Below are 22235 nucleotides of genomic sequence, written 5' to 3'. Positions count from 1 at the left end.
GGACCGTGTCGATTACCAGACCGCGTCGATGTCGACGGCTTCACGTGCAGGCGGCGTGGGTACGGCGGCAGGGGTACGTGAGAAGCGGGGAGCCGGGGCGTGCTGGGTGACGCCGTCGAGATCGATCAGCGACCCGCGGGCCGCGATGTGCTCGTTGGACGGAGCCTCGGCGAACGTCAGCACGGGGGAGACGCAGGCGTCGGTGCCGAGGAAGATCGCGGCCCACTCGTCGCGGGTCTTGGAGAGGAACTTCTCGGTGAAGAGCTTCTTCATCTGCGGCCAGGCGGAGATGTCCATCTGGTTCGGCAGGTCTGCGGGGTCGAGTTCGAGCCCCTTCAGCAGCAGTGCGTAGAACTGCGGCTCGATCGACCCCACGGCCATGTACTTGCCGTCCGACGTCTCGTACACCTCGTAGAACGGCGCGCCCGTGTCGAGGAGGTTGACGCCCCGCTCGTCGGACCACACGCCACGTCCCCGGAACGCCCACATCATGTGCGAGAGCGCCAGCGCGCCATCGACCATCGCGGCATCCACGACCTGCCCCTTGCCGGAGCTCTGGCGCTCGACGAGTGCCGAGAGGATGCCGAAGATGAGGAACATCGAGCCGCCGCCGAAATCGCCGACCATGTTCATTGGGGGCACCGGGCGCTCACCCTTGCGACCGATGGCGTGCAGGACGCCGGTCAGCGAAATGTAGTTGATGTCGTGGCCGGCAGCGTTGGCGAGCGGGCCCTCCTGCCCCCACCCCGTCATCCGGCCGTACACCACGCGCGGGTTGCGTTCGAGGCAGACGTCGGGTCCGAGGCCCATGCGTTCGGTGACGCCGGGACGGAAGCCCTCGATCACCACGTCGGTGCGCTCGATCAGTCCGAGGACCTTCTCGACATGCTCCGGATCCTTCAAATTGGCCTCGACCACGCGGCGACCACGCTGAATCTGATCGAAGGGTCCGTCCTGCGGGATCAGCCCCGGACGCTGGACGCACACGACGTCGGCGCCGAGGTCGGCGAGCAACGTCGCGGCGTGCGGTCCGGGCCCGAGACCTGCGAATTCGACGACGCGAATTCCCGCAAGGGGGCCTTTCTTCTCTGGGGTGGGAGCAGACACGTGAGTTCCTCATTCCGATGCGAGACAGACTGTCGAATTGACGTTAACTTGCCGGGTGTGGAGCCTGTGCTCCGGGTCATGCGACGCCGGGGTGGACCTCTTGCCGGGCGGCCCGCCACGGGGGCACAGTTGACACATGGGTCTTCAGGGTGAGCTGGTGAGTTTCGTACCGAGTACGGACCTGGACGTCTCGTCGATGTTCTATGTCGACACGCTGGGATTGAGACTGCTCTCACGTGACGAGTTCGCGCTCGCCCTCGACGGCGGCGACGGGTCGATGCTCCGGGTGACGCTGGTGCAGTCGCGGGCCGACACCGGATACACGGTGCTGGGGTGGAAGGTCGAGGATCTGAACGGCACCGTCGACTCGCTGCGGACGAAGGGGATCGAATTCACCGAATACCCCGGTATGGATCAGGACGAGCACGCGGCATGGCGGGCGCCCGACGGGGTCAGGGTCGCGTGGTTCCAGGATCCGCACGGAAACGTCCTGTCACTCTTCGAGGAGCCACGCTGACCCCGGACCCGGTCTACCGACGGTGTCGGTACCCCTGCCAGGCGCGGCGACGGTCACCCATCGGATCGTTCTCGACGCGGCTGGTCTCGTCGATGATGAGCGTCTCGCGATTCTCCAGCGAGTACTGCGGCCAGCCCGGCGCGGGTGTTCCGTGGCGGGCGAAGTGCAGCCAGTGCGTCTGGACGGTGTCGGTGACCTTGCATAATCCCCGACGTCCACCGAGCGCGGTCAGTGCCCACAACCACGGTCCGTGCAAGCCGAAGACGGGATACAACTCCGTGGCGTGCGTGGCGCCCAGTCCGGCGATCCGCAGCAGGCGCGGCGCGAAGTCGTATCGGTAGCTGTAGGTGGGCGCGACGACGGTGTGGCCCTGGGCGCAGAGGATCGACGGTTCCCAGAACGTGACGTCGCCGCCCAGATCCGCGGCTGCGCGCCGGCCCGGGTAGCCGGGATACGCGGCGATGGCCCGTTCCTTGACCGACTGCTCCACATGGGAGAACATCTTGTCGATCCGGGTGGGGTCGGTGGGCAGGATGTTGAGAAACCGCGGAAAAACCCTACCCTCATACTGATTCGTGCCGATGATCAGCGGAACAGGGTGCCCGGAACCGGACGAGAACGCATCCAGCGGGTGCGCGGGAAGGAAGAATCCGTCGACGACGGGTGCGAACGCCCGCGTCCCCGGTTCCTCGTCCGCGCCGCGCCTGACCAACTTCGCACCGGCTTCGACCAATGTGCGGACGTCCGCGCTGGGGAGCCAGGCCGCTGCTTCGGATGTGGCGACACCGGCGATGTCGAGGAACTCGCGTGACCACCGTGCTGCCCGTTCCTGGCTGTACGCCGATGCTGCGGGCGGACTTTCGGCGATGGCGCGGGCGAACACACCCTTCGCGGCCGGCGTCGCCATCAGGGTGGTGACGGCGTTGGCGCCGGCGGATTCACCGAACACCGTCACGTTGTCGGGGTCGCCGCCGAACGCGGCGATGTTACGCCGCACCCATTCGAGGGCCGCCACCTGATCACGCAGACCGAGGTTGGAGTCGAAAGGTTGTTCAGGGGTGGAGAACTGAGTGAAATCGAGATATCCGAGCGCGCCGAGCCGGTAATTGATCGACACGTAGACGACGTCGCCGCGACGCACCAGTGAGTGCCCGCCGTACAGCGACGGGGACGACGACCCGCCCGAATAGGCACCGCCGTGGATGAACACCATCACCGGCCGGGGAGCGCTGGGCGCGGTGGCCGGCGCGACCACATTGAGAGTCAGGCAGTTCTCGTCCTCGTTCTTCCTCCCTTGCGGTGCAGGCGATCCGAACTTCGCGGCACTGCGGACCCCGGTCCACGGGTCGACAGGCTGCGGGGCTCGGAGCCTCAGGGTGCCCACCGGGGGAGCCGCGTAGGGAATGCCCCGCCACGTCACCACGTCGCCGATGCGCTGGCCGGCGAGCCTTCCGGACGCGGTCTCTCTGGCGAGCGAGCTCACAGGCCCTGCCCGAGATAGCCGGCGTATCCTTCCCATGCCAGTCGCCGGTCCCGGCGCGGGTCGTCCTGAACCGTGGTGACGGCATCGAACACGAGCGTTGCGCGCCTGTCCGTGTCGTACGGCGGCCACGAGGCGAGTGGCTTTCCCTCGGCGGCGAAGTGCAGCCAGTGTCGCTGCACGGTGTCCGTTACCTTCTTCATTCCGCGACGTCCGCCGAACAGTGTGAGCGCGCGCCCGAACAGACTGTCGGCGATGTCGAAAACGGCGAACAGCTCGAAACCGTGGGTGGCGTGGAGTCCGAGCCATCGCATCAGCCGTGGAGAGAAGTCGAACCGGTAGCTGTAGGTGGGTGCGTACCGGCAGTGCCCCTCGGCGACCTCGACGGACGGCTTCCAGAACGTCAGATCGCCGCCCAGGTCGATGGCGGCCTCGGGTGCGGGGTAACCCGGATATGCGGCGGTGACGCGGGCCTCGGCTTCCGGATCGGTGAGTGCGAACATTCGTCGGATCCGATCGGGATTCGTCGGCAACGCGTCCATGACCTTGGGGAACAGGGTTCCCTCGCGGTCGTTGGTACCGATGATCAGCGGGACCGGATGGGCGGACCCGTCGGCGAACGCTTTCAAGGGCGGTTCGGGCAGGAAGTCGCCGTCGATGACGGGTCCGAACGCGTGCAGACCCGGCGTTTCCGACATCACCTTGCGGGAAAGTCGGTGTCCCGCACGTCCCAGGTCACCGACCGATGCAGAGCTCAGAGCCTCGGCGGCGCTCGCGGCGTCGGCACCCAGGAGGGTCACGAAGTCCGTCGCCCACTGGGCCGCACGGTCGGCGGTGGACACCAGACCGGGGGCGGAGCTCTCCGAGATCGCCTTGGCGAAAAGGCCTTTCGCTGCCGGGGTGGTCATGAGCGTGGTGACGGCATCGGCGCCCGCGGATTCGCCGAACAACGTCACGTTGTCGGGGTCGCCGCCGAAAGCGGCGATGTTGCGTTGCACCCATTCGAGGGCCGCCACCTGATCACGCAGACCCAGGTTGGAGTCGAAAGGTCGCTCCGGGGTGGAGAACTGGGTGAAGTCGAGGTATCCGAGGGAGCCGAGCCGGTAATTGATCGACACGTAGACGATGTCGCCGCGGCGCACGAGCGACGCCCCACCGTACAGCGGCGTGGCCGACATGCCGAGCGTGTAGGCACCGCCGTGGACGAACACCATCACCGGTCGCGGCCTTCCCGACCTACCCGGGGTGGCCAGGACGTTGAGCGTCAGGCAGTCCTCGCTGCTGGGGTGGTACTTGCCCGGCCGCAGGATCGTGAACTTCTTGTGCTGAGCGGCGGCATGTCCGAACTGGGTGGCATCGAGCTCGTCCGACCAGGGTTGGACGGGTTGGGGTGCGCGCAGTCGCAGCGGCCCGACCGGAGGCGCGGCGTAGGGAATGCCCCGCCACGTGACGAGGTCCCCGAGTCGTCGCCCGCGGACGACGCCTTCGGCCGTCTTCACCACTGTGTCGGTCGGAAGAGTGTCAGACGCCATGTCGGCGACTATACGGAGAAGGGCCGACGGCGCGCAGAAATGCAGGTCCGGGTTCAGCGTCGTCCCTCCAGCAAACGCAGCCACACCTCGCTGACGGTCGGGTACGACGGGACCGCGTGCCACAGCACCTCGAGCGGAACCTTCCCCACCACCGCGACGGTGGCGGCGTGTATCAGCTCGGCCACCTCTGTGCCCGCGAAAGTGGCGCCCACCAGGACGTCGGCAGCGCGGTCGACCACGAGCTCGGCGTGACCGGCGAAGTCGTCCCGCGACAGCGAAGAGCCGGCGACGGCGATGTCGACCTTCAGGATCTCGACGTCGATGCCGCGGTCCCGGGCTTCCCTCTCCGTCAGCCCCACAGCCGCGACCTGGGGATCGGTGAACACCACCTGCGGAACTTGGCCGTGGTCCGCCGAAGCGCGGAAGCGGGAACCGTCGAGAGGCCTGCCCTCGGCGCGGGCAGCGATCACGTCGCCACAGACCCGGCCCTGGTATTTGCCCATGTGGGTGAGGAGCGCCCGGCCGTTCACGTCACCGACGGCGTACAGCCACTCTTCCGCCGTCGTCAGGTGGTCGTCGGCGGGGAGGTAACCGTGAGAGTTCAGCAGGCGGTCGTCGAGTCCCAGCGCCGCCGTCGCCGGGGTCCGTCCGGTCGCGACCACGATCTCGTCCACCACGAGCGGACCACCGTCGGCGAGGTCGAGCGTGGCCGGCTCGCCGTGGATCCGCCCCGTCCCGGTGTCGCGCGCACCGGGGCGTTCGACACCGCGAAGGTTCGCGCCGCACAGAATGCGGGCGCCCTTCTTTTCCAGGGCGCGGGCCACCAGCAGACCCGCGAACGGCTCGTTTTTCGGCAGAAGCGCTTTGCCGCGTACCACCATCGTGAGTTCCTCGACCCCGAGGTCCAGGAGCCACGTCGCGCTCTCGCACGCCACGACGCCGCCGCCGATCACCGCGACCCGACGCGGAATCTCCTCGAGATTGGTGGCGTCGCGTGAGATCCACGGCAGGGCGGTCCGCAGGCCGGGGGTGTCGGGTATCGCGGCGGTGGTGCCGGTAGCGATCACCACGGCGTGACGGGCGCGGAGCCGGCGTGAACCGTCGACCGTCACCGCCTTCTCGCCCGTGACACGCCCGGCCCCGCGGATCACCTCGATGCCCTGGGCGTCCGCCCACATCACCTGTGTCGAGTCGTCGTGGTTGCTGGTGAACGAGTCGCGGCGTGCGAGAACGGCGTTCACGTCGAGCGTGTCCGGGGCCGACACGCCGGGCATGTTGCGCGCAGCACCGAGAACTTCCCCGGGACGCAGCAACGCCTTGCTGGGCATGCAGGCCCAGTACGAGCATTCGCCGCCGACCAGTTCGTGTTCGATCAATGCGGCGGTCCGGTCGCTGCCGGCGATGGCGTAGCTCGCCGCGTTCTCACCGGCAGGCCCACCGCCGATGACGATGACATCGAACTCCTCGGGGTCGTGCGCAGCGTCCGTCATGGTCCCACGGTATTCCGGTCGCTGCCGCGGTGCGAGTAGCTACTGTGACGGAATGACCCGTCGAAGAATTCTGATCACCGGTGCCAGCTCCGGACTGGGTGAAGAGATGGCGCGCCGCTTCGCCGCCATGGGACGCGACCTGGCCCTGTGCGCGCGGCGCGTCGGCCGCCTCGAGGATCTGCGCGACGAGTTGCAGGCCGCGAATCCGGGCATCACGGTGGCCGTCCGGGCGCTCGACGTCAACGACCACGACGCGGTGGTCCGGGTCTTCGGCGAATTGCGGAACGAACTCGGTGGTCTCGACAGGGTGATCGTCAACGCCGGTCTCGGCAAGGGCGCCAAGATCGGAACGGGCCGGGCCGATGCCAACCTCGCCACGGCCCGCACCAACTTCATCGGCGCACTCTCGCAGTGCGAGGCCACGCTGGGGATCTTCCGCGAACAGAACTCCGGCCACCTGGTTCTGGTGTCGTCGATCAGTGCCGACCGCGGGCTGCCCGGATCGAAGGCCGCCTACTCGGCGAGCAAAGCGGGGGTGTCGGCGCTCGGTGAGGCTCTCGCCACGGAATTGGCCTCCACACCCATCGCCGTGACCACCCTGTTGCCGGGATACATCGCCACCGACATGGCCGGAAAGGCAGGCGACAGCGCGAAGATGACCGCAAGCATCGACGAGGGGGTGAGCGCGATGGTGAGTGCCATCGAGAAGGAGTCGCGGCGCTCCGCCCTGCCGGGAATCAGGTGGCAGGGCATCGACCTCGTTCTGCGGTATCTTCCCCATGTGGTGACATCGCGTTTCGTGCAGTAGTACCGAGCCGGCAAGGTGGCCACGATGACGAGTGCGGCACGTCCCCGAGTAGTGATCGTCGGCGGCGGATTCGGCGGTGTGTACGCGGCCCGCAGGCTCCGCGACGTCGATGCGGACATCACGCTGCTCGACCGGGGTACCAGTCATGTCTTCCAGCCACTGCTCTACCAATGTGCGACAGGGCTTCTGTCCCAGGGTGAGATCACCACACCGCTGCGGCATCTGCTGCGCAAACAGGCCAACACGCACGTCGTGCTCGGCGAGGCACGGTCGCTCGACGCCGACCGGAGAGTGCTGACCGCGAGCCGGTTCGACGGGTCCGCGTTCGATCTCCCCTACGACTACCTGGTCGTGGCCGCGGGCATGCGTCAGGCCTATCACGGTCACGACGAGTACATCGAGTGGGCGCCGGGGATGAAGACGCTCGACGACGCACTCGCCATCCGGCGAAAGTTGATCTCGGCCTTCGAGATCGCCGAATCGTTGCCGACTCCGGAGGAACGCAGTCCGTGGCTCACGTTCGCGGTGGCGGGTGGCGGCCCGACCGGAGTCGAACTCGCCGGGCAGATCCGGGAATTGGCGGTCCGGGCGCTCGCGCACGAATTCCAGTCCATCGATCCCCGCGAAGCGCGGGTCCTGCTGTTCCACGGAGCTGATCGTGTCCTGCCCGCGTTCGCCCCGAAGCTCTCGGCTGCCGCGCAGCGAACACTCGACAAGGTCGGGGTCGAGACACACCTCGGAGTGCACGTCACCGATGTGTGCGAGACCGGCATCGAGACCACGGCAAAGGACGAGGCCCGGACGAAGACCCGCTACGAAGCCAGGACCGTACTGTGGACGGCCGGGGTCGAGGCGGTGCCCTTCGCTGCCGAGCTCGCAAAAGCCTTGGCGACAGAACAATCCGAGGGTGGCCGCATCGCGGTCGAACCGGATCTCACCGTGCCCGGATTCCCCAATGTCTGGGTGGTCGGCGACCTGATGTCACTCGACGGGTTGCCGGGAGTGGCCGAGGTGGCGATGCAGGGTGGACGGCACGCCGGTGCACGGATCGCCGCCACCATCGAAGGCGGTGCGCCCGACCGGACTCCGTTCCGGTACCGCGATCTGGGGAGCGCCGCCTACATTGCGCGCCGCCATGCGATCGTCCAGGCCGGACCGCTCCGGATGTCCGGCACTCTCGGCTGGGTGGCGTGGGGTGTCATCCACATCGCGTTCCTGGCCACCAATCGCAATCGGGTCGGCACCATGCTGAACTGGGCCGCCACCCTTGCGTCGGGATCGCGGGGCGAGCGGGCCATCGTTTACGGTGACCCGGAATCGGCGCGCCAGCCGTACTGACCGGGCGGACGGCGAGGTTCGGTCACCAGTACCGTGCGGTGAGACCGTGGCGGCCGAGTACATCCACGGCCCGTTCGCGGAGCGTGGCGTGGTCCGGGTCGTCCAGCGATTCGAGCGCAAGGGTGTAGCGGTCGTCGAACCGGCTGAGATACGCGGACAATCGGGTCCGGCTGGACACCACTCCCGGGTGCACTGCGCGGGTGGCGATTCCGGTCGCACGGTGGCCGCTGAAGGACCCGAGGCTCTCGGGCAGCGGTCCGATGTTGGAACACAGGGCGTCTCGCTCGCCGGGATTGCCGGTGAGCGCGTACGCAACCCGGTCCGGAACCAGTTGCAGCATCTCCTCCGGAAAGCCGGCTGGACTGGTCATCGCGGTCCCGGAGAACGCCGCCCGGCTCGCGGCCCGCACATCCGCAACGGAGTCGTGCGGGCGGACCTCCACCTCGACCATGGCGACGGAATTGGCGGCGCCGGCCGAGTTCTCGCGGTCGCGTACGTCCATCGGAACGCTGAGTGTCAGGGAACCGGATTCGTCCTCGCGCCTGGCCAACCCGGCGACGACCGTCAGGAACAGGCTGTTCGCGGTTCCCCCGGACTCCTCGGCCACGGTGTCCCATTGTTCGGCGCCCACGTCCAGTACCGCCGATACCGGGGCGCGGCGCAGCACCTCCCGAGAGACTGTCCCGCGCGCCCGCATGAACTGGCGGAGCTCGTTCCGCCGGGCGCCGCGGAACAGGAGGCCGGCCACTGCCCGGGCCGTTCCCACGGCCACGCGCAGGGCGAGGAGGGCGGCGTCGCGCACGTCGGACGTGTCCGCTTCGCTGTCGGGCGTAGCGCCCGAACCGGGATATCCCTCCAGAGCCTGGGCGATGGCTGCCGCGAGCCCCCGCGCATCGGCGAGCACATGCGAGCACACCAGCGACAGCACCGTGCCGCCGTCCTCCAGCCACGCTGTCGACAACCGCCAGCCCGCTCCGCGTTCGGGGTCGACCGGTAACGCCGCCTGCGCGTCCGCCCACTCGAGCACCGAATCGGACTGGACGTGCATATATTCCACTGGGAAAGTACCGCCGTCGGATACAAACCGTGGCCTCGCTCCCGGAGTCCGCGGACGGACCACCCGCCGTCCCAGCGGGCCACGGGCGAGGATCCCGCACAGCACATCGACAGCGGCGGCGTCCACCGTGTCCGCGGTACGCCACAAACCCTGCATGACGACCGGAATTCCCAGCCCACGGTGGGTCCGGAGAAACATCTCGTCGACGACGCCGAGACGGACGGTCACGAGGAGCTGCCCCCTACGATGCGTTGTCGGCGGCGCCTCTGGACAGTTGGCGCATACTGGAATTGCAGCACAGTTCGGACCGTACACGGAGTACGCCATGGTCAGTGTCGAAAAGTGGAGGGTGTGGGGATCCGTCGTGGAGGTCGACGTCACCGAGGGTGCCGCGCTTCCCGAGGCCACGTCGTTGATCGTGGGCGTGATCGACGAGGCCGAATCCGTATGCGACCTCCAACGCGGTGACGCGGAGATACACGCCGTCAACCTGTCGCAGGGCGCACCCGTGAAGGTGAGCCGGAGGATGTCGGCGCTGCTGCGCTCGGCGCTGTGGGCGGCCCGCATGACCGACGGCGCGGTGAATCCGCTCGTATCCGAGAGGCCCGGCGAGAACGTCATCCCGACCGTGCATCCGGAACCCAGCTATCTCGACGTCCAGATCGACGACGACGTGGTGTTCGCACCCTGGGGCGCCTCGCTCGACATCACCGACATCGCCAAAGCGGACACGGTCGGTCGGGCGGCGGACCTCGTCGCCCGGGAACTCGAGTGCGGAGCTCTCGTCCGCATCGGCGACGTGATCGCGACCTCCGGACACTGCCCTGCCGGGGGATGGCAGGTTCCGGTACCCGGCGACGACACGGTCGAGCTGGTGAACGGGACCGCCATGTCCACCACGTTCGGCCCGCCGGCAGCCGAACCGCCCACGGACACCGAGCCACCCTTCACCGAACCACTCTCCACCGAATGGGCGACGGTGACGGTGATCGCCGACGATGCGCTGTGGGCGTACGCGGCCAGTGTCGCGGCCATGTCCCGGGGCATCGGCGCCATCAGGTGGATCGAGCAACAAGAACTGCGCGCCCGGCTCGAGGACCGTGCCGGCCGGGTGTACACCACAGAGAACTGGTGACTCAGGCCCGGCCGCGTTCGCGCCGGTACCAGCGGATCAGACTGTCGGTGGACGTATCACTCTGCGGTGCGGGTGCTTCGGCGGCAGTGAGAACGGGCTGCAGTTCCACGGCCTGCGTCTTTCCCAGCTCAACACCCCACTGATCGAACGGGTCGATGCCCCACACGACGCCCTCCACGAACACCTGATGCTCGTACAGTGCGATCAGTTGCCCGATCACGGAGGGGGTCAGCCTGGGAGCAAGGATCGTGGTGGAAGGCCGGTTCCCGGGCATCACCTTGTGCGGCACCAGCCGTTCGGGAGTTCCCTCCTCGGCGATCTCCTCGGCAGTCTTGCCGAACGCCAGCACCTTGGTCTGCGCGAAGAAGTTGCTCATCAGCAGATCGTGCATACTGCCCGTGCCGTCCGCGGTGGGCAGGTCGTCGACGGGCTCTCCGAAACCGATGAAATCGGCTGGAATCAGACGGGTTCCCTGATGCAGGAGCTGATAGAACGCGTGCTGTCCGTTGGTTCCCGGTTCGCCCCAGAATATTTCACCCGTCGACGTCGGAACCGGCGAGCCGTCTGCGCGCACCGACTTGCCGTTGGACTCCATCGTGAGCTGCTGCAGGTAGGCGGCGAACCGTCCAAGGTCGTTGGAATAGGGGAGTACCGCCCGGGACTCGGCGCCGAAGAAGTTCGAGTACCAGAGGCCGATGAGACCCAGGACGATCGGCGCATTCTCCTCGAGCGGTGCCGTCCGGAAGTGCTCGTCCACCGCATGGAATCCGGCGAGGAACTCCGAGAACCGTTCCTTGCCGATCGCGCACATCACCGACAGGCCGATCGCGGAATCGACCGAGTACCTGCCACCCACCCAATCCCAGAACTCGAACATGTTGGCCCTGTCGATACCGAACTCCGTCACCCGATCCGCATGAGTGGAGACGGCAACGAAATGCTTTGCCACCGCCTCGGTTCCGAGTCCGAGTCCGTCGAGCAGCCAGCGCCGGGCGGCGGTGGCGTTGGTGAGCGTCTCGAGCGTGGAGAACGTCTTGGACGCCACGATGAACAATGTGGTCGCCGGATCGAGATCGTGCAGGCTCCGCACCAGGTCGGCCGGATCGACATTGGAGACGAATCGCACGGTGATTCCGGCGTCGACGTAGTGCCGGAGCGCACGGTACACCATCACCGGACCCAGATCGGAACCGCCGATACCGATGTTGACCACCGTGGTGATCTTCTCTCCGGTGGCTCCGCGCCACTGCCCGGACCGAAGCCGATCGGTGAAGTCGCCCATGCGGCCGAGGACTTCGTGGACATCGGCCACCACGTCCTGACCGTCGACGGTGAGCGAGCTGCCGGCCGGCAATCTCAGCGCGGTGTGGAGAACAGCGCGATCCTCCGACGTGTTGATGTGCTCGCCCGCGAACATGGCATCGCGTTGTTCCTCCACCCCTGCAGTGCGGGCCAGTTCCGTCAGCAATCCGAGGGTGTCGCGGTCGACGCGGTGCTTGCTGTAATCGATATACAGGTCGCCGACGGACAGGGTGAACTCGTGACCGCGCGCGGGATCCTTCGCAAAAAGCTCTCGAAGATGAACGGACTGGATCTCAGCGTGATGATCGAGCAATTTCTTCCAGGCAGCGGTGTCGGTGATGTCTGAGCTCACAGGTTTCGACCTTAGTGCCCGGACGGAAAAAGTTCTGCGCGAATCCGGCGGCGGAGCATGATGGACCGCATGGATGCCGAGCAACTCATTCGAACCGTTCCCACGAAGCTCTTCCTCGGCGGCGAGTGGTGCGACGCCGAGAACAGTGTCACTTTCGCGGTCTTCGACCCGGCGAGCGGTGAAGAGCTGACCCGCGTCGCCGACGCAGGCCCGGCCGATGCCGTGAAAGCGCTCGACGCCGCGGTCGCCGCGCAACGCGATTGGGCAGCGACCCCGGCCCGCGAGCGAGGGGAGTTGCTGCGGTCGGTATTCGAGAAGATCACCGAACGCGCCGACGATTTCGCCCTTCTCATGACGCTGGAGATGGGAAAGGCGCTGCCGGAGAGCCGGGCGGAGGTCAGGTACGGCGCCGAGTTCTTCCGGTGGTTCAGCGAGGAGGCCGTGCGGATCGCGGGCCGCTACACCCCCGCACCGGCGGGCAACGGACGCATCCTCGTGACCAAGCAGCCCGTGGGTCCGTGTCTGGCCATCACCCCCTGGAACTTTCCGCTCGCAATGGGCACCCGCAAGATCGGTCCGGCGCTCGCGGCCGGATGCACCATGATCGTCAAACCCGCCTCCGAGACACCGCTGACCATGCTGCTGCTCGCCGCGGTCATCGCCGAGGCGGGGCTGCCGAGCGGAGTGCTGTCGGTGTTGCCGACGTCGAGGTCCGGTGAGGTCACGGAACCGTTGCTCGACGACGACCGCCTGCGCAAACTCACTTTCACCGGCTCCACCGGTGTGGGACGGATGCTCGTCGAGAAGTCGGCGAAAAGACTGCTGCGGACGTCGATGGAGCTCGGTGGCAACGCGCCCTTCGTGGTCTTCGACGACGCCGACGTGGACGCCGCGGTCGACGGAGCCGTTCTCGCGAAGATGCGCAACGGCGGTGAGGCCTGCACGGCCGCCAACCGTTTCCACGTCGCGAACCCTGTCCGGGAGGAATTCACCGCGAAACTCGTCGAGAAATTGTCGTCGTTCACGCTCGGAGCGGGAACGGAGTCCGGCACCACCCTCGGACCGCTGATCAATGCCGACCAGCTCGAGACCGTCGGCGAACTCGTGCAGGACGCCGTGGGCGCCGGTGCCCGGGTACGCCTCGGTGGCGTCACCCCCGACCGGCCCGGCTACTTCTACCCGGCGACCGTGCTCGACGACGTGCCCGCGCGGGCACGGATCCTGAAGGAAGAAGTGTTCGGCCCGGTGGCCGCCGTCACCGGCTTCGACACCGAGCAGGAGGGGATCGACGCGGCCAACGACACCGAATTCGGGCTGGCCGCGTACATCTACACCCGAGACCTGCGTCGTGCGGTGCGCGTGTCCGATGCCCTCGAAGCGGGCATGGTGGGCGTCAATCGGGGAGTCATCTCGGACACCGCTGCCCCCTTCGGCGGCATCAAAGCATCAGGCTTCGGACGGGAAGGGGGCAGCGAAGGAATCGACGAGTATCTGGAGACCAAGTACGTGGCACTCGAGCTGTAGCCGTGGCCCCTGCCACCCGCCTCGCCCGATGTCACACGGGTGCAGCCTGACGGAACCGATGCCGCATTCGGACGGCGCCGGACTCAGTGCCCGAGGCGGCCACGGCCGAGGCGCAGCAGGAGCATGGCGAGGGTGTGCCCTTCCTGGCCGAGCTCGTCGAACCGCTCGAGTACCTTCATCTCGCGGCTGTGAACGAGGCGGGGGCCGCCGGAGGCCATCCGGGTGCGGCCGATCAGCTGAGAGATGTCGGATCGACGCTTGATCGCTGCGAGGATCTCGGCGTCGAGACGATCGATCTCCTTGCGGAGTGCATCGATCTCGGCCTCGCTGGTAGGAATGGCGGGCTCGTTGGTGGATGCTGCTGCGACGGTCTGAGCGCTCATGGTTCGTCTCCCTCTTGTCGGAACTTGGATCGTGGTATCGGCCCCAGTCGTTACCGATCCAGGCTCGCTGACGAAAAAGCCCCGGATCCGGTGCGGACCTCGGGGCTCGTGAGCTGTTCAGTTCACGGGCACCGTAGGCCGGCACCCGCAGAAAATCGCCACAGGGGGCGTATCGACGGACTGAACATGTGTATCAGTTTGCCACGGGGAGGCTTCGCAGGCCAAGCGCCTGTGACGCTGTCGGTGCACGCCGGTAGGTTTGACGGCGATGAACACTATTTCCGGCACCGCTTCCCCCTCCGCGCGGGCGGCCTCCGACACCCTCCTGGAGGGCCTCAATCCGCAGCAACGCGAGGCAGTGGTGCATGCGGGTTCACCTCTGCTGATCGTGGCGGGGGCAGGTTCCGGCAAGACCGCCGTCCTTACCCGTCGTATCGCATATCTGCTGGCCGAGCGTGGTGTGATGCCGGGCCAGATCCTGGCCATCACCTTCACCAACAAGGCCGCCGCCGAGATGCGTGAACGCGTGGCGCAACTGGTCGGGCCACGCGCCCACAACATGTGGGTGTCCACGTTCCACTCGAGCTGCGTGCGCATACTTCGGGCGCAGGCGGCTCTGTTGCCGGGCCTCAACTCGAATTTTTCGATCTATGACGCGGACGATTCGCGACGACTGCTGACGATGATCTCCAAGGATCTGAACCTCGACACCAAGCGCTACTCCGCGCGGTTGCTCGCCACCCACATCTCGAATCTCAAGAACGAGCTGATCGACCCGGACCGGGCAAGTGCCGACGCAGAGAAGGAGCCCACCGAGCTGCCCCGGCTCATCGCCCGGGTCTATGGCCACTACCAGCAGCGGCTTCGCTCCGCCAACGCGCTCGATTTCGACGATCTGATCGGTGAGACGGTCGGCATGTTGCAGGCCTTCCCCCAGGTCGCCGAGTACTACCGCCGTCGATTCCGGCACGTCCTGGTCGACGAATACCAGGACACCAACCATGCGCAGTACATGCTGGTGCGCGAGTTGGTGGGCGTGACGAGCGACACGGTCACGGAAGAAGTGCCACCCGCCCGGGAGGTGCCGCCCGCCGAACTGTGCGTGGTGGGCGACGCGGACCAGTCGATCTACGCATTCCGGGGAGCGACGATCCGCAACATCGAGGAATTCGAGCGCGACTACCCGGATACCCGCACCATTCTGCTGGAGCAAAATTATCGCTCCACCCAGAACATCCTGTCCGCGGCCAACTCCGTGATCTCGAAGAACACCGGACGGCGTGAGAAGCGGCTGTGGACGGATTCGGGCGAAGGCGAGCTCATCATCGGATACGTCGCGGACAACGAGCACGACGAGGCGTCGTTCGTGGCCTCCGAGATCGACAAGCTGGTAGATGCGGGCGATGCCAAGTTCGCCGATATCGCCGTCTTCTACCGCACCAACAACTCCTCCCGCGCTCTCGAAGAGATCTTCATCAGGCTCGGGGTGCCGTACAAGGTGGTCGGCGGCGTGCGGTTCTACGAGCGCAAGGAAGTGCGCGACATCGTGGGGTACCTGCGTGTCCTCGCGAACGAAGATGACACCGTCAGCTTGCGCCGCATCCTCAATACCCCACGCCGCGGCATCGGGGACCGTGCGGAAGCCTGCGTGGCCGTGCACGCGGAGCAGCGGGGCGTCAGCTTCGCGCGGGCGCTCCGCGACGCCGCCGAGGGCAGGGTGGCGTTGCTCAATACCCGCTCGCAGAAGGCCATCGCCGCGTTTCTCGAGTTGATGGACGGGTTGCGGTCGCTGCTTCCCCCCGAGTTCGTGGCCGAGAACACCGACGCCTCAGCCGACGTCGGCGACATCGTCGAGGCCGTCCTCGAGAACACGGGATACCGCGCGGAGCTCGCCGCGAGCAGTGATCCGCAGGACGGAGCACGGCTCGACAACCTCAACGAGCTCGTGAGCGTCGCCCGGGAGTTCAGCTCCGATGCCCGCAACGCCGCAGGACTGGACGAGCCGCCGGAAGAGGGCGACGTCGACGCGCGAGAGGGCGAGCCCGACCCCGGTTCCCTCGCTGCCTTCCTCGAGCGGGTCTCCCTCGTCGCGGATTCCGATCAGCTCCCCGACTCCGACGAGGGTGTCGTCACGCTGATGACGTTGCACACCGCGAAGGGTCTCGAGTTTCCCGTCGTCTTCGTGACGGGCTGGGAGGACGGCCAGTTCCCGCACATGCGGGCACTCGGTGATCCCATGGAACTGTCGGAGGAACGTCGTCTGGCCTACGTGGGGATCACCCGTGCCCGGCAACGGCTGTATCTGACTCGGGCCGTCATGCGGTCCGCGTGGGGTCAGCCCATCCAGAATCCCGAGTCACGGTTTCTGCAGGAGATTCCCTCGGATCTGGTGCACTGGCGCCGCGAAGACCCGGGAACCGGGATCGGTTCGGGTGGGGCGATCGGTGGTGGCCGCGCGCGCGGTGGTTCGGGTTACGGTGGTTCGGGTTACGGCGCCGGCTCGGCCGGTAGCACCCCGAGCTTCGGTGCCGCGCGATCCCGCAACAACAATCTTGTACTTTCGGTCGGTGACCGTGTCAGCCACGACAAGTACGGTCTCGGTACGGTGCTCGAGACGAAGGGTGCAGGACCGACGGCGACGGTCACGATCGACTTCGGCAGCGCCGGCAAGGTTCGGCTGATGCTGATCGGTGGAGTCCCGATGGTCAAGCTGTGAAGAAGACCGAAGCTGGAGGTGTCAGTCCCGCTCGACGCCGAGGCTGATGCCACGCGAGGCGAGCCAGGGGAGGGGATCGATCTTTTCGGTGCCATTGAGGTGGACCTCGAAGTGCAGGTGCGGTCCCGTGGAGAATCCGCGGTTGCCCACGGTGGCGATCTGGTCGCCTGCCATGACCTTCTGGCCGACCGTGACGGTGGCGGTGTTGATGTGGCCGTAGACGGTCACGGTGCCGTCGGAGTGCTTCAGACGCACCCACATACCGAAACCGGCTGCCGGTCCGGAGTCGATGACCTCACCGTCGGCCACGGCCACGATCGGGGTGCCGATCGGTGCGGCGATGTCGACGCCGGCATGGAGAGTGCCCCAGCGGGAGCCGAAGTTGGAGGTGAAGGTTCCCACTGCGGGGAGCACGAACAGGGGGCGCCGGGCGGCGGCTTCACGTGCGGCGCGTTCTTCGCTGAATCGCTGACCCTTGGCGAGGAGGTTGCTGAACTGCGACAGGTCGGTGGGATTGGCGATGTTCAGGACCTGCGGTGCATCCGACTGGGACGCGGTGCTCTCGGCAACAGGGGAGAACTGTGCGGCCTGGGGTTCCGCGGTGGACCCGATCACGCTGGTTTCATCGCCTGCGAGGGCTACTTCGGAGTGGTCGGAACTGGAGGAGCCGGTTGTTGCGGCCTGTCCTGCGGCGACGACGGCGCCGGCGGCTACGGCGAGAACTGCTGCGCGGCCTTTGAGAGCTGAGGGAGGAGTCGGAATTCGGTGCGCCCCGCGGCGGGAATGGGGGGGAGCGCCCTGGGGAGTGAAGCCGGGAATCTCGGTCTCGCTGAGATTCCTGTCGGAACCGTCGGTATCTTCAGGACTGTCGAATGTCGAGTGTTTCGAATGTGAATCACGAAATAACATGTTGGAGATCTCAGAACTATCGGTCTCGGTGTGATACTCGACCGACCTCGTTGGATATGCGGGCGTGGGAACCGAGAACGAGGCCTCGAGTTCGTCGTCAGCGTGATTCACAAATCGGCTGGCCGTGAACTGGCTGCGGTGGTGCATACGCCCGTCCGACCTCCTGCTCGTGACCTGCCTGTGACTTTGACTCTGGCGACGGTAACGAAACGGTTGCGATGCGCGCAAGCCGTAGGGAGAAGGATCCGTTACATGTGACACGCATCACATTCTGAGCTGGGGAAATGCGGCCTGCCCGGGCATGCGGTGTCCGGCCCATCCCGGTCTCAGGACCATTGCGCCCCGCCCCCGGCGTGTCACACCGAGGGTGAGCGGCCGGCCACGGGTTAGCGTCGTTTCCGTGGCGTCATCAACTCGATCTCGAGACGGGAGTCGGGCCGAGCCCGAGCGCATACCCGCGTCCGGTGGCACGGCTGCGGTGGATGTGGGCGAACCGGACCCCGTCAGGACGCGGCGGGCGTCGGCGCTTGCGGTTGCGCTCGCACTGGCCGGTGGTCTGGGCGTGGCGGCGGCACCGGTCTTCCAGACGGTCAGGACGGTTCAGGACGGCGACTCCGTCCCCGGTATCTCCGCGGCTGCCGTCGCCGCGGCCGTATTCGCGCTGGCGTCGCCGGCGACGGCACTCGCCGCCGTGCTCGCTCGTCGCCCTGCCGTGGCGGGTGGGGTTCTGGCCGGCGCCGGTGCGGTGTCCATCGGTTCCGCCGTGCTCGACACTCAGCTGTGGTCCGACGCGCTCGACGCCAATCGCCTCGAACTGTTCCGGCCCGACACGGCCGCAGAACTCACCGCGGGTCCCGGTGCCTACGCCGTGCTGCTCGGGCACGTACTCATGGCGGTCGCGGGCCTTCTCGGCATGGTCGCGGTCCACCGGGCGTCGCTCGCGGACGGTTACGGCGACGCCCGCAGCTCCGAACAGGTGGGTCGCGCGACCGGCGCCCGGGTCGGGTTCTGGATCTCCGCACTCGCGGTCGCGGCCGCGGTTGTGGCCGGCGGCGCCCTGTTCGCGCCCGCATTCGTTTCGCAGGACCCGGTCATTCTCGTTCCGGCCGTGGTCGAATCCGCTCCCGCGGCAGCGTTCGGCGCCGGGTTGACGGCCGCCGCCCTGTTGATCGTGGTGGCCTTCGCGTTGGCGTCCATCGCACCGCCGGTGGCGTCGGGCGCGCTCGTCGGCGCGGGGTTGGCGACCCTCGGTCTCTCCGGGACGCGTCTGCTGGCCGGCCTCGCCGCCGGTGAACGAATCGGCCCGGGCCCCGGCGCGGTGTGGGGAACCGTGGGAGCGGCCCTTCTCGTGGTCCTCGGAATCTGCGTGCCGGCAGTCGATCGTGCGCGGGACGCGAGAATGCTCCGCGCGCTCGCGGCACCGGTATCGGCGCCCGACGAACCCGCGGCCAGGAAGGGGGCGGTGCCGGCGTCCGGCAAGGGTGTGGCGAAGGCGGCGCTGCGCGCGGAGGCCGAGGCTGCTCGGGCCCGTATCGCCCGCTGGCATGTGACCACCGGCATCCTCGGAGTTCTCACGGGTGTGGTCGCCGGGGTCGGGTCGTTGCTTCCCGTCCTGGACACACCTGCCGACCTGACGGCTCCGCAGGTCTATGCGACACGTGTGGTTCTCGTCGCCGCGATCGTCCTCGTCGTCGCGTCGATCTGGCTGTTCTTCTCCGAGTTCGCGACCGCGGTGCGGCCGGCCGTCGGTGTGCTGTGGGTCACCATCCCCTATTCGGTCGCGCTGGTGACGCAGTCGGTGGTGCTCGCCACGGACGTGCCCGGTATCGGTGTCGGGTTGGGGTCGGTCCTGCTCTGGTGTGCCGCCCTCGCGGCCGGTGCGACGGGTGTGTCGGCATGGTTCGCGGGCTCGGCGGAACGCGAGGAGATCGACACCTCGCAGGAGTCGACCATCGACAGTGTGCGGCTGGCGGTCGGCGGTCTCGGGGCGCTCATCGCCTTCGTCGGGCTGGGACTGCCGCTCTTTCACGGGGTCGATACCCGGGGCGACGACTACTCCGCCGCGTCGTTCGCCGAGTTTCCGTGGGGGCTCGACGTCTGGGGACGGGTCTTGCTGGGCTCCGCAGTGGTCATCGCTGTGATCGTCGCCGCCCGCGCACGGCCGGCGCGGGCCGTGGCACTGCTGGTCGGTTCGGCCGGTGCCGTCGGGCTGTACCTGGCGTCCTGGCCGCTCGTGCAGGCCAGGGTGGAGAACCCGGAGTCAGGCCCCGGTGTCGTCCCGACAGCGGTGGGCCTACTGTTGATCGCGGCTGCCGCGGGCCTCACTGCACGCAGCGCGAACAGGTGAGATACGTCGCTGTAAAATCAGTGAGGCCCGCCTCGGCACGTCGTATCGCGTGATGTGGACCACATAGCATCCACGTGGGCGCAGAACGGGCCAAGCAACTAGCTACAGTCCAAATCAGACCCGCTCCTACCCCTCGAGCGGGTGTCAACGCAGACGAGACGGTGAGCAGATGGATCTCTTCGAATACCAGGCGAAGGAACTCTTCGCCAAGCACGAGGTGCCGACCTCCGCTGGGCGTGTTACCGACACGGTCGCAGGCGCACGCGAGATTGCCGAAGAAATCGGCAAGCCTGTGATGGTGAAGGCGCAGGTCAAGGTCGGTGGCCGCGGAAAGGCGGGTGGCGTCAAGTACTCCGCCGACGCCGATGCCGCGCAGGCCAACGCCGAGGCGATCCTGGGCCTCGATATCAAGGGTCATATCGTAAAGAAGCTGCTGGTCGCAGAGGCGAGTGACATCGCTGAGGAGTACTACATCTCCTTCCTGCTCGACCGCACCAACCGCACCTACCTGGCCATGTGTTCGGTGGAGGGTGGCGTCGAGATCGAGGTCACCGCAGAGGAGAACCCCGACGCCCTCGCGAAGATCCCCGTCGACGCAGTCAAGGGTGTCGACCTCGCGTTCGCGCGCAGCATCGCCGAGGCAGGAAAGCTGCCCGCCGAGGTGCTCGACGCAGCGGCCGTGACGATCCAGAAGCTGTGGGACGTCTTCGTCAAGGAAGACGCTCTCCTCGTCGAGGTCAACCCCCTCGTCCGCACGCCCGACGACCAGATCCTCGCCCTCGACGGCAAGGTCACCCTGGACGAGAACGCGTCATTCCGTCAGCCCGGCCACGCGGCGTTCGAGGACAAGGACGCCACCGATCCGCTCGAGCTGAAGGCCAAGGAGAACGACCTCAACTACGTCAAGCTCGACGGCCAGGTCGGAATCATCGGTAACGGTGCCGGACTGGTCATGTCGACCCTGGACGTCGTCGCCTACGCCGGTGAGAAGCACGGTGGCGTCAAGCCGGCCAACTTCCTCGACATCGGTGGCGGCGCCTCCGCGGAGGTCATGGCGAACGGTCTCGACGTCATCCTCAACGACGCGCAGGTCAAGAGCGTGTTCGTGAACGTCTTCGGTGGCATCACCGCGTGTGATGCGGTTGCCAACGGCATCGTCGGCGCCCTGAAGACCCTCGGTGACGAGGCCAATAAGCCGCTGGTCGTCCGCCTGGACGGCAACAACGTCGAAGAGGGTCGTCGCATCCTCGCCGAGGCCGCGCACCCGCTGGTCACGGTTGTCGGAACCATGGACGAGGCTGCCGACAAGGCTGCCGAGCTGGCCTTCGCCGCAAAGTAAGGGACACATACAAATGGCAATCTTCCTGACCAAGGACTCCAAGGTCATCGTCCAGGGCATCACCGGCGGCGAGGGCACCAAGCACACGGCCCTGATGCTCAAGGCCGGCACCCAGATCGTCGGCGGTGTCAATGCCCGCAAGGCCGGCACCACCGTCACCCACGACGGCGGCGTGGAGCTGCCCGTCTTCGGCACCGTGGCCGAGGCCATCGAGAAGACCGGCGCGGACGTCTCCATCGCGTTCGTTCCCCCGGCCTTCGCCAAGGACGCCATCGTCGAGGCCATCGACGCGGAGATCCCGCTCCTCGTGGTCATCACCGAGGGCATCCCCGTGCAGGACTCGGCGTATGCCTGGGCGTACAACGTCTCCAAGGGCAACAAGACCCGCATCATCGGCCCCAACTGCCCCGGCATCATCACCCCGGGCGAGTCGCTGGTCGGCATCACCCCGGCCAACATCGCGGGCAGCGGCCCCATCGGCCTCGTCTCGAAGTCGGGCACGCTGACCTACCAGATGATGTTCGAGCTCCGTGACTTCGGTTTCTCCACCGCCATCGGCATCGGCGGCGACCCGGTCATCGGCACCACCCACATCGACGCCATCGAGGCGTTCGAGAAGGATCCCGAGACCAAGGTCATCGTGATGATCGGTGAGATCGGTGGCGACGCGGAGGAGCGTGCCGCCGACTACATCAAGGCCAACGTGACCAAGCCGGTCGTCGGCTACGTCGCGGGCTTCACCGCTCCCGAGGGCAAGACCATGGGCCATGCCGGCGCCATCGTCTCCGGCTCCTCGGGAACCGCGCAGGCCAAGAAGGACGCCCTCGAGGCGGCCGGTGTGAAGGTCGGCAAGACGCCGTCCGAGACGGCTTCCCTCGCTCGCGAGATCCTGCAGACCC

17 protein-coding genes are annotated in these 22235 nt (G+C 67.2%); 9 read left to right on the top strand and 8 right to left on the bottom strand.

The features are described 5' to 3' along the window. Window positions 1-12: 12 nt before the first annotated feature. Window positions 13-1107 carry a CaiB/BaiF CoA transferase family protein gene (locus WAW17_RS10140; RefSeq protein WP_422332855.1) on the bottom strand — a complete coding sequence of 365 codons (1095 nt, stop codon included), beginning with the start codon at window positions 1105-1107 and terminating at the stop codon, window positions 13-15. Between the two features lie 136 nt (window positions 1108-1243). On the opposite strand from WAW17_RS10140, the gene WAW17_RS10135 reads away from it, so the two are divergent. Next, window positions 1244-1624, top strand: a complete 381-nt coding sequence (locus WAW17_RS10135; protein WP_422332854.1) for a VOC family protein — start codon at window positions 1244-1246, stop codon at window positions 1622-1624. 13 nt (window positions 1625-1637) lie between these two features. On the opposite strand, the gene WAW17_RS10130 is transcribed toward WAW17_RS10135, so the two are convergent. From WAW17_RS10130 to WAW17_RS10120, 3 genes are read right to left on the bottom strand one after another with little or no spacing between them, the layout of a single operon-like run. Then, a complete protein-coding gene (locus WAW17_RS10130; RefSeq protein WP_422332853.1) occupies window positions 1638-3143 on the bottom strand; it encodes a carboxylesterase/lipase family protein in 1506 nt (501 codons plus the stop codon). After that, window positions 3104-4636, bottom strand: a complete 1533-nt coding sequence (locus WAW17_RS10125) for a carboxylesterase/lipase family protein (protein ID WP_422332852.1) — start codon at window positions 4634-4636, stop codon at window positions 3104-3106. Before WAW17_RS10125 ends, WAW17_RS10130 begins: the two co-directional genes overlap by 40 nt. A gap of 53 nt (window positions 4637-4689) precedes the next feature. Next, window positions 4690-6126, bottom strand: coding sequence for a dihydrolipoyl dehydrogenase family protein (locus WAW17_RS10120; RefSeq protein ID WP_422332851.1), 1437 nt, complete (start codon window positions 6124-6126; stop codon window positions 4690-4692). A gap of 52 nt (window positions 6127-6178) precedes the next feature. Here WAW17_RS10120 and WAW17_RS10115 point away from each other — a divergent pair, with 52 nt between their 5' ends. Both WAW17_RS10115 and WAW17_RS10110 read left to right on the top strand, forming a co-directional pair. Continuing rightward, window positions 6179-6934 carry an SDR family oxidoreductase gene (locus WAW17_RS10115; RefSeq protein WP_422332850.1) on the top strand — a complete coding sequence of 252 codons (756 nt, stop codon included), beginning with the start codon at window positions 6179-6181 and terminating at the stop codon, window positions 6932-6934. Between the two features lie 24 nt (window positions 6935-6958). Then, window positions 6959-8272, top strand: coding sequence for an NAD(P)/FAD-dependent oxidoreductase (locus tag WAW17_RS10110; RefSeq protein ID WP_422332849.1), 1314 nt, complete (start codon window positions 6959-6961; stop codon window positions 8270-8272). Between the two features lie 22 nt (window positions 8273-8294). Here the strand turns inward: WAW17_RS10110 and WAW17_RS10105 are convergent, their stop codons facing one another. After that, window positions 8295-9557: a hypothetical protein gene (locus WAW17_RS10105; protein WP_422332848.1), complete on the bottom strand. Its 1263-nt coding sequence runs from the start codon at window positions 9555-9557 to the stop codon at window positions 8295-8297. A gap of 97 nt (window positions 9558-9654) precedes the next feature. Here WAW17_RS10105 and WAW17_RS10100 point away from each other — a divergent pair, with 97 nt between their 5' ends. Beyond that, the gene (locus WAW17_RS10100) at window positions 9655-10464 is read left to right on the top strand and encodes an FAD:protein FMN transferase (RefSeq protein ID WP_422332847.1); all 810 of its coding nucleotides are present in this window, start codon (window positions 9655-9657) and stop codon (window positions 10462-10464) included. A gap of 1 nt (window position 10465) precedes the next feature. On the opposite strand, the gene pgi is transcribed toward WAW17_RS10100, so the two are convergent. After that, on the bottom strand, window positions 10466-12118 hold the full coding sequence (pgi, locus tag WAW17_RS10095) for a glucose-6-phosphate isomerase (RefSeq protein ID WP_422332846.1): 1653 nt from the start codon (window positions 12116-12118) through the stop codon (window positions 10466-10468). Window positions 12119-12187: 69 nt separating this feature from the next. Here pgi and WAW17_RS10090 point away from each other — a divergent pair, with 69 nt between their 5' ends. Then, window positions 12188-13642 carry an NAD-dependent succinate-semialdehyde dehydrogenase gene (locus tag WAW17_RS10090; RefSeq protein ID WP_422332845.1) on the top strand — a complete coding sequence of 485 codons (1455 nt, stop codon included), beginning with the start codon at window positions 12188-12190 and terminating at the stop codon, window positions 13640-13642. Window positions 13643-13725: 83 nt separating this feature from the next. On the opposite strand, the gene WAW17_RS10085 is transcribed toward WAW17_RS10090, so the two are convergent. Next, entirely contained in the window at window positions 13726-14025 is a 300-nt protein-coding gene (locus WAW17_RS10085; protein WP_422332844.1) for a chorismate mutase, read from the bottom strand. Window positions 14026-14293: 268 nt separating this feature from the next. On the opposite strand from WAW17_RS10085, the gene pcrA reads away from it, so the two are divergent. Then, complete coding sequence (gene pcrA, locus WAW17_RS10080) at window positions 14294-16741, top strand: DNA helicase PcrA (protein ID WP_422332843.1); 2448 nt, start codon at window positions 14294-14296, stop codon at window positions 16739-16741. Between the two features lie 21 nt (window positions 16742-16762). On the opposite strand, the gene WAW17_RS10075 is transcribed toward pcrA, so the two are convergent. After that, the gene (locus WAW17_RS10075; RefSeq protein WP_422332842.1) at window positions 16763-17797 is read right to left on the bottom strand and encodes a M23 family metallopeptidase; all 1035 of its coding nucleotides are present in this window, start codon (window positions 17795-17797) and stop codon (window positions 16763-16765) included. 253 nt (window positions 17798-18050) lie between these two features. Between WAW17_RS10075 and WAW17_RS10070 the strand changes: the two genes are divergently transcribed. The 3 genes from WAW17_RS10070 to sucD form a co-directional block, all read left to right on the top strand. After that, on the top strand, window positions 18051-19997 hold the full coding sequence (locus WAW17_RS10070; protein WP_422332841.1) for a hypothetical protein: 1947 nt from the start codon (window positions 18051-18053) through the stop codon (window positions 19995-19997). Between the two features lie 169 nt (window positions 19998-20166). Continuing rightward, window positions 20167-21336 carry an ADP-forming succinate--CoA ligase subunit beta gene (gene sucC / locus WAW17_RS10065; protein ID WP_422332840.1) on the top strand — a complete coding sequence of 390 codons (1170 nt, stop codon included), beginning with the start codon at window positions 20167-20169 and terminating at the stop codon, window positions 21334-21336. 13 nt (window positions 21337-21349) lie between these two features. Then, on the top strand, window positions 21350-22235 hold an 886-nt coding region (sucD, locus tag WAW17_RS10060), incomplete at its 3' end, for a succinate--CoA ligase subunit alpha (protein WP_422332839.1).

Source organism: Rhodococcus sp. (in: high G+C Gram-positive bacteria), assembly GCF_049286785.1.
Lineage (GTDB): Bacteria > Actinomycetota > Actinomycetes > Mycobacteriales > Mycobacteriaceae > Rhodococcus_F.
Note: the sequence above shows the minus strand (reverse complement) of the source record. Positions and strands in the feature narration are given on the sequence as shown.

Excerpts from the sequence above, each read along its gene's own strand:
- WAW17_RS10135 (WP_422332854.1), top strand. The coding sequence starts at position 1,244 with ATGGGTCTTCAGGGTGAGCTGGTGAGTTTCGTACCGAGTACGGACCTG.
- WAW17_RS10130 (WP_422332853.1), bottom strand. The coding sequence starts at position 3,143 with ATGGGAAGGATACGCCGGCTATCTCGGGCAGGGCCTGTGAGCTCGCTC.
- WAW17_RS10125 (WP_422332852.1), bottom strand. The coding sequence starts at position 4,636 with ATGGCGTCTGACACTCTTCCGACCGACACAGTGGTGAAGACGGCCGAA.
- WAW17_RS10120 (WP_422332851.1), bottom strand. The coding sequence starts at position 6,126 with ATGACGGACGCTGCGCACGACCCCGAGGAGTTCGATGTCATCGTCATC.
- WAW17_RS10115 (WP_422332850.1), top strand. The coding sequence starts at position 6,179 with ATGACCCGTCGAAGAATTCTGATCACCGGTGCCAGCTCCGGACTGGGT.
- WAW17_RS10110 (WP_422332849.1), top strand. The coding sequence starts at position 6,959 with ATGACGAGTGCGGCACGTCCCCGAGTAGTGATCGTCGGCGGCGGATTC.
- WAW17_RS10100 (WP_422332847.1), top strand. The coding sequence starts at position 9,655 with ATGGTCAGTGTCGAAAAGTGGAGGGTGTGGGGATCCGTCGTGGAGGTC.
- WAW17_RS10090 (WP_422332845.1), top strand. The coding sequence starts at position 12,188 with ATGGATGCCGAGCAACTCATTCGAACCGTTCCCACGAAGCTCTTCCTC.
- WAW17_RS10085 (WP_422332844.1), bottom strand. The coding sequence starts at position 14,025 with ATGAGCGCTCAGACCGTCGCAGCAGCATCCACCAACGAGCCCGCCATT.
- pcrA (WP_422332843.1), top strand. The coding sequence starts at position 14,294 with ATGAACACTATTTCCGGCACCGCTTCCCCCTCCGCGCGGGCGGCCTCC.
- WAW17_RS10075 (WP_422332842.1), bottom strand. The coding sequence starts at position 17,797 with ATGCACCACCGCAGCCAGTTCACGGCCAGCCGATTTGTGAATCACGCT.
- sucC (WP_422332840.1), top strand. The coding sequence starts at position 20,167 with ATGGATCTCTTCGAATACCAGGCGAAGGAACTCTTCGCCAAGCACGAG.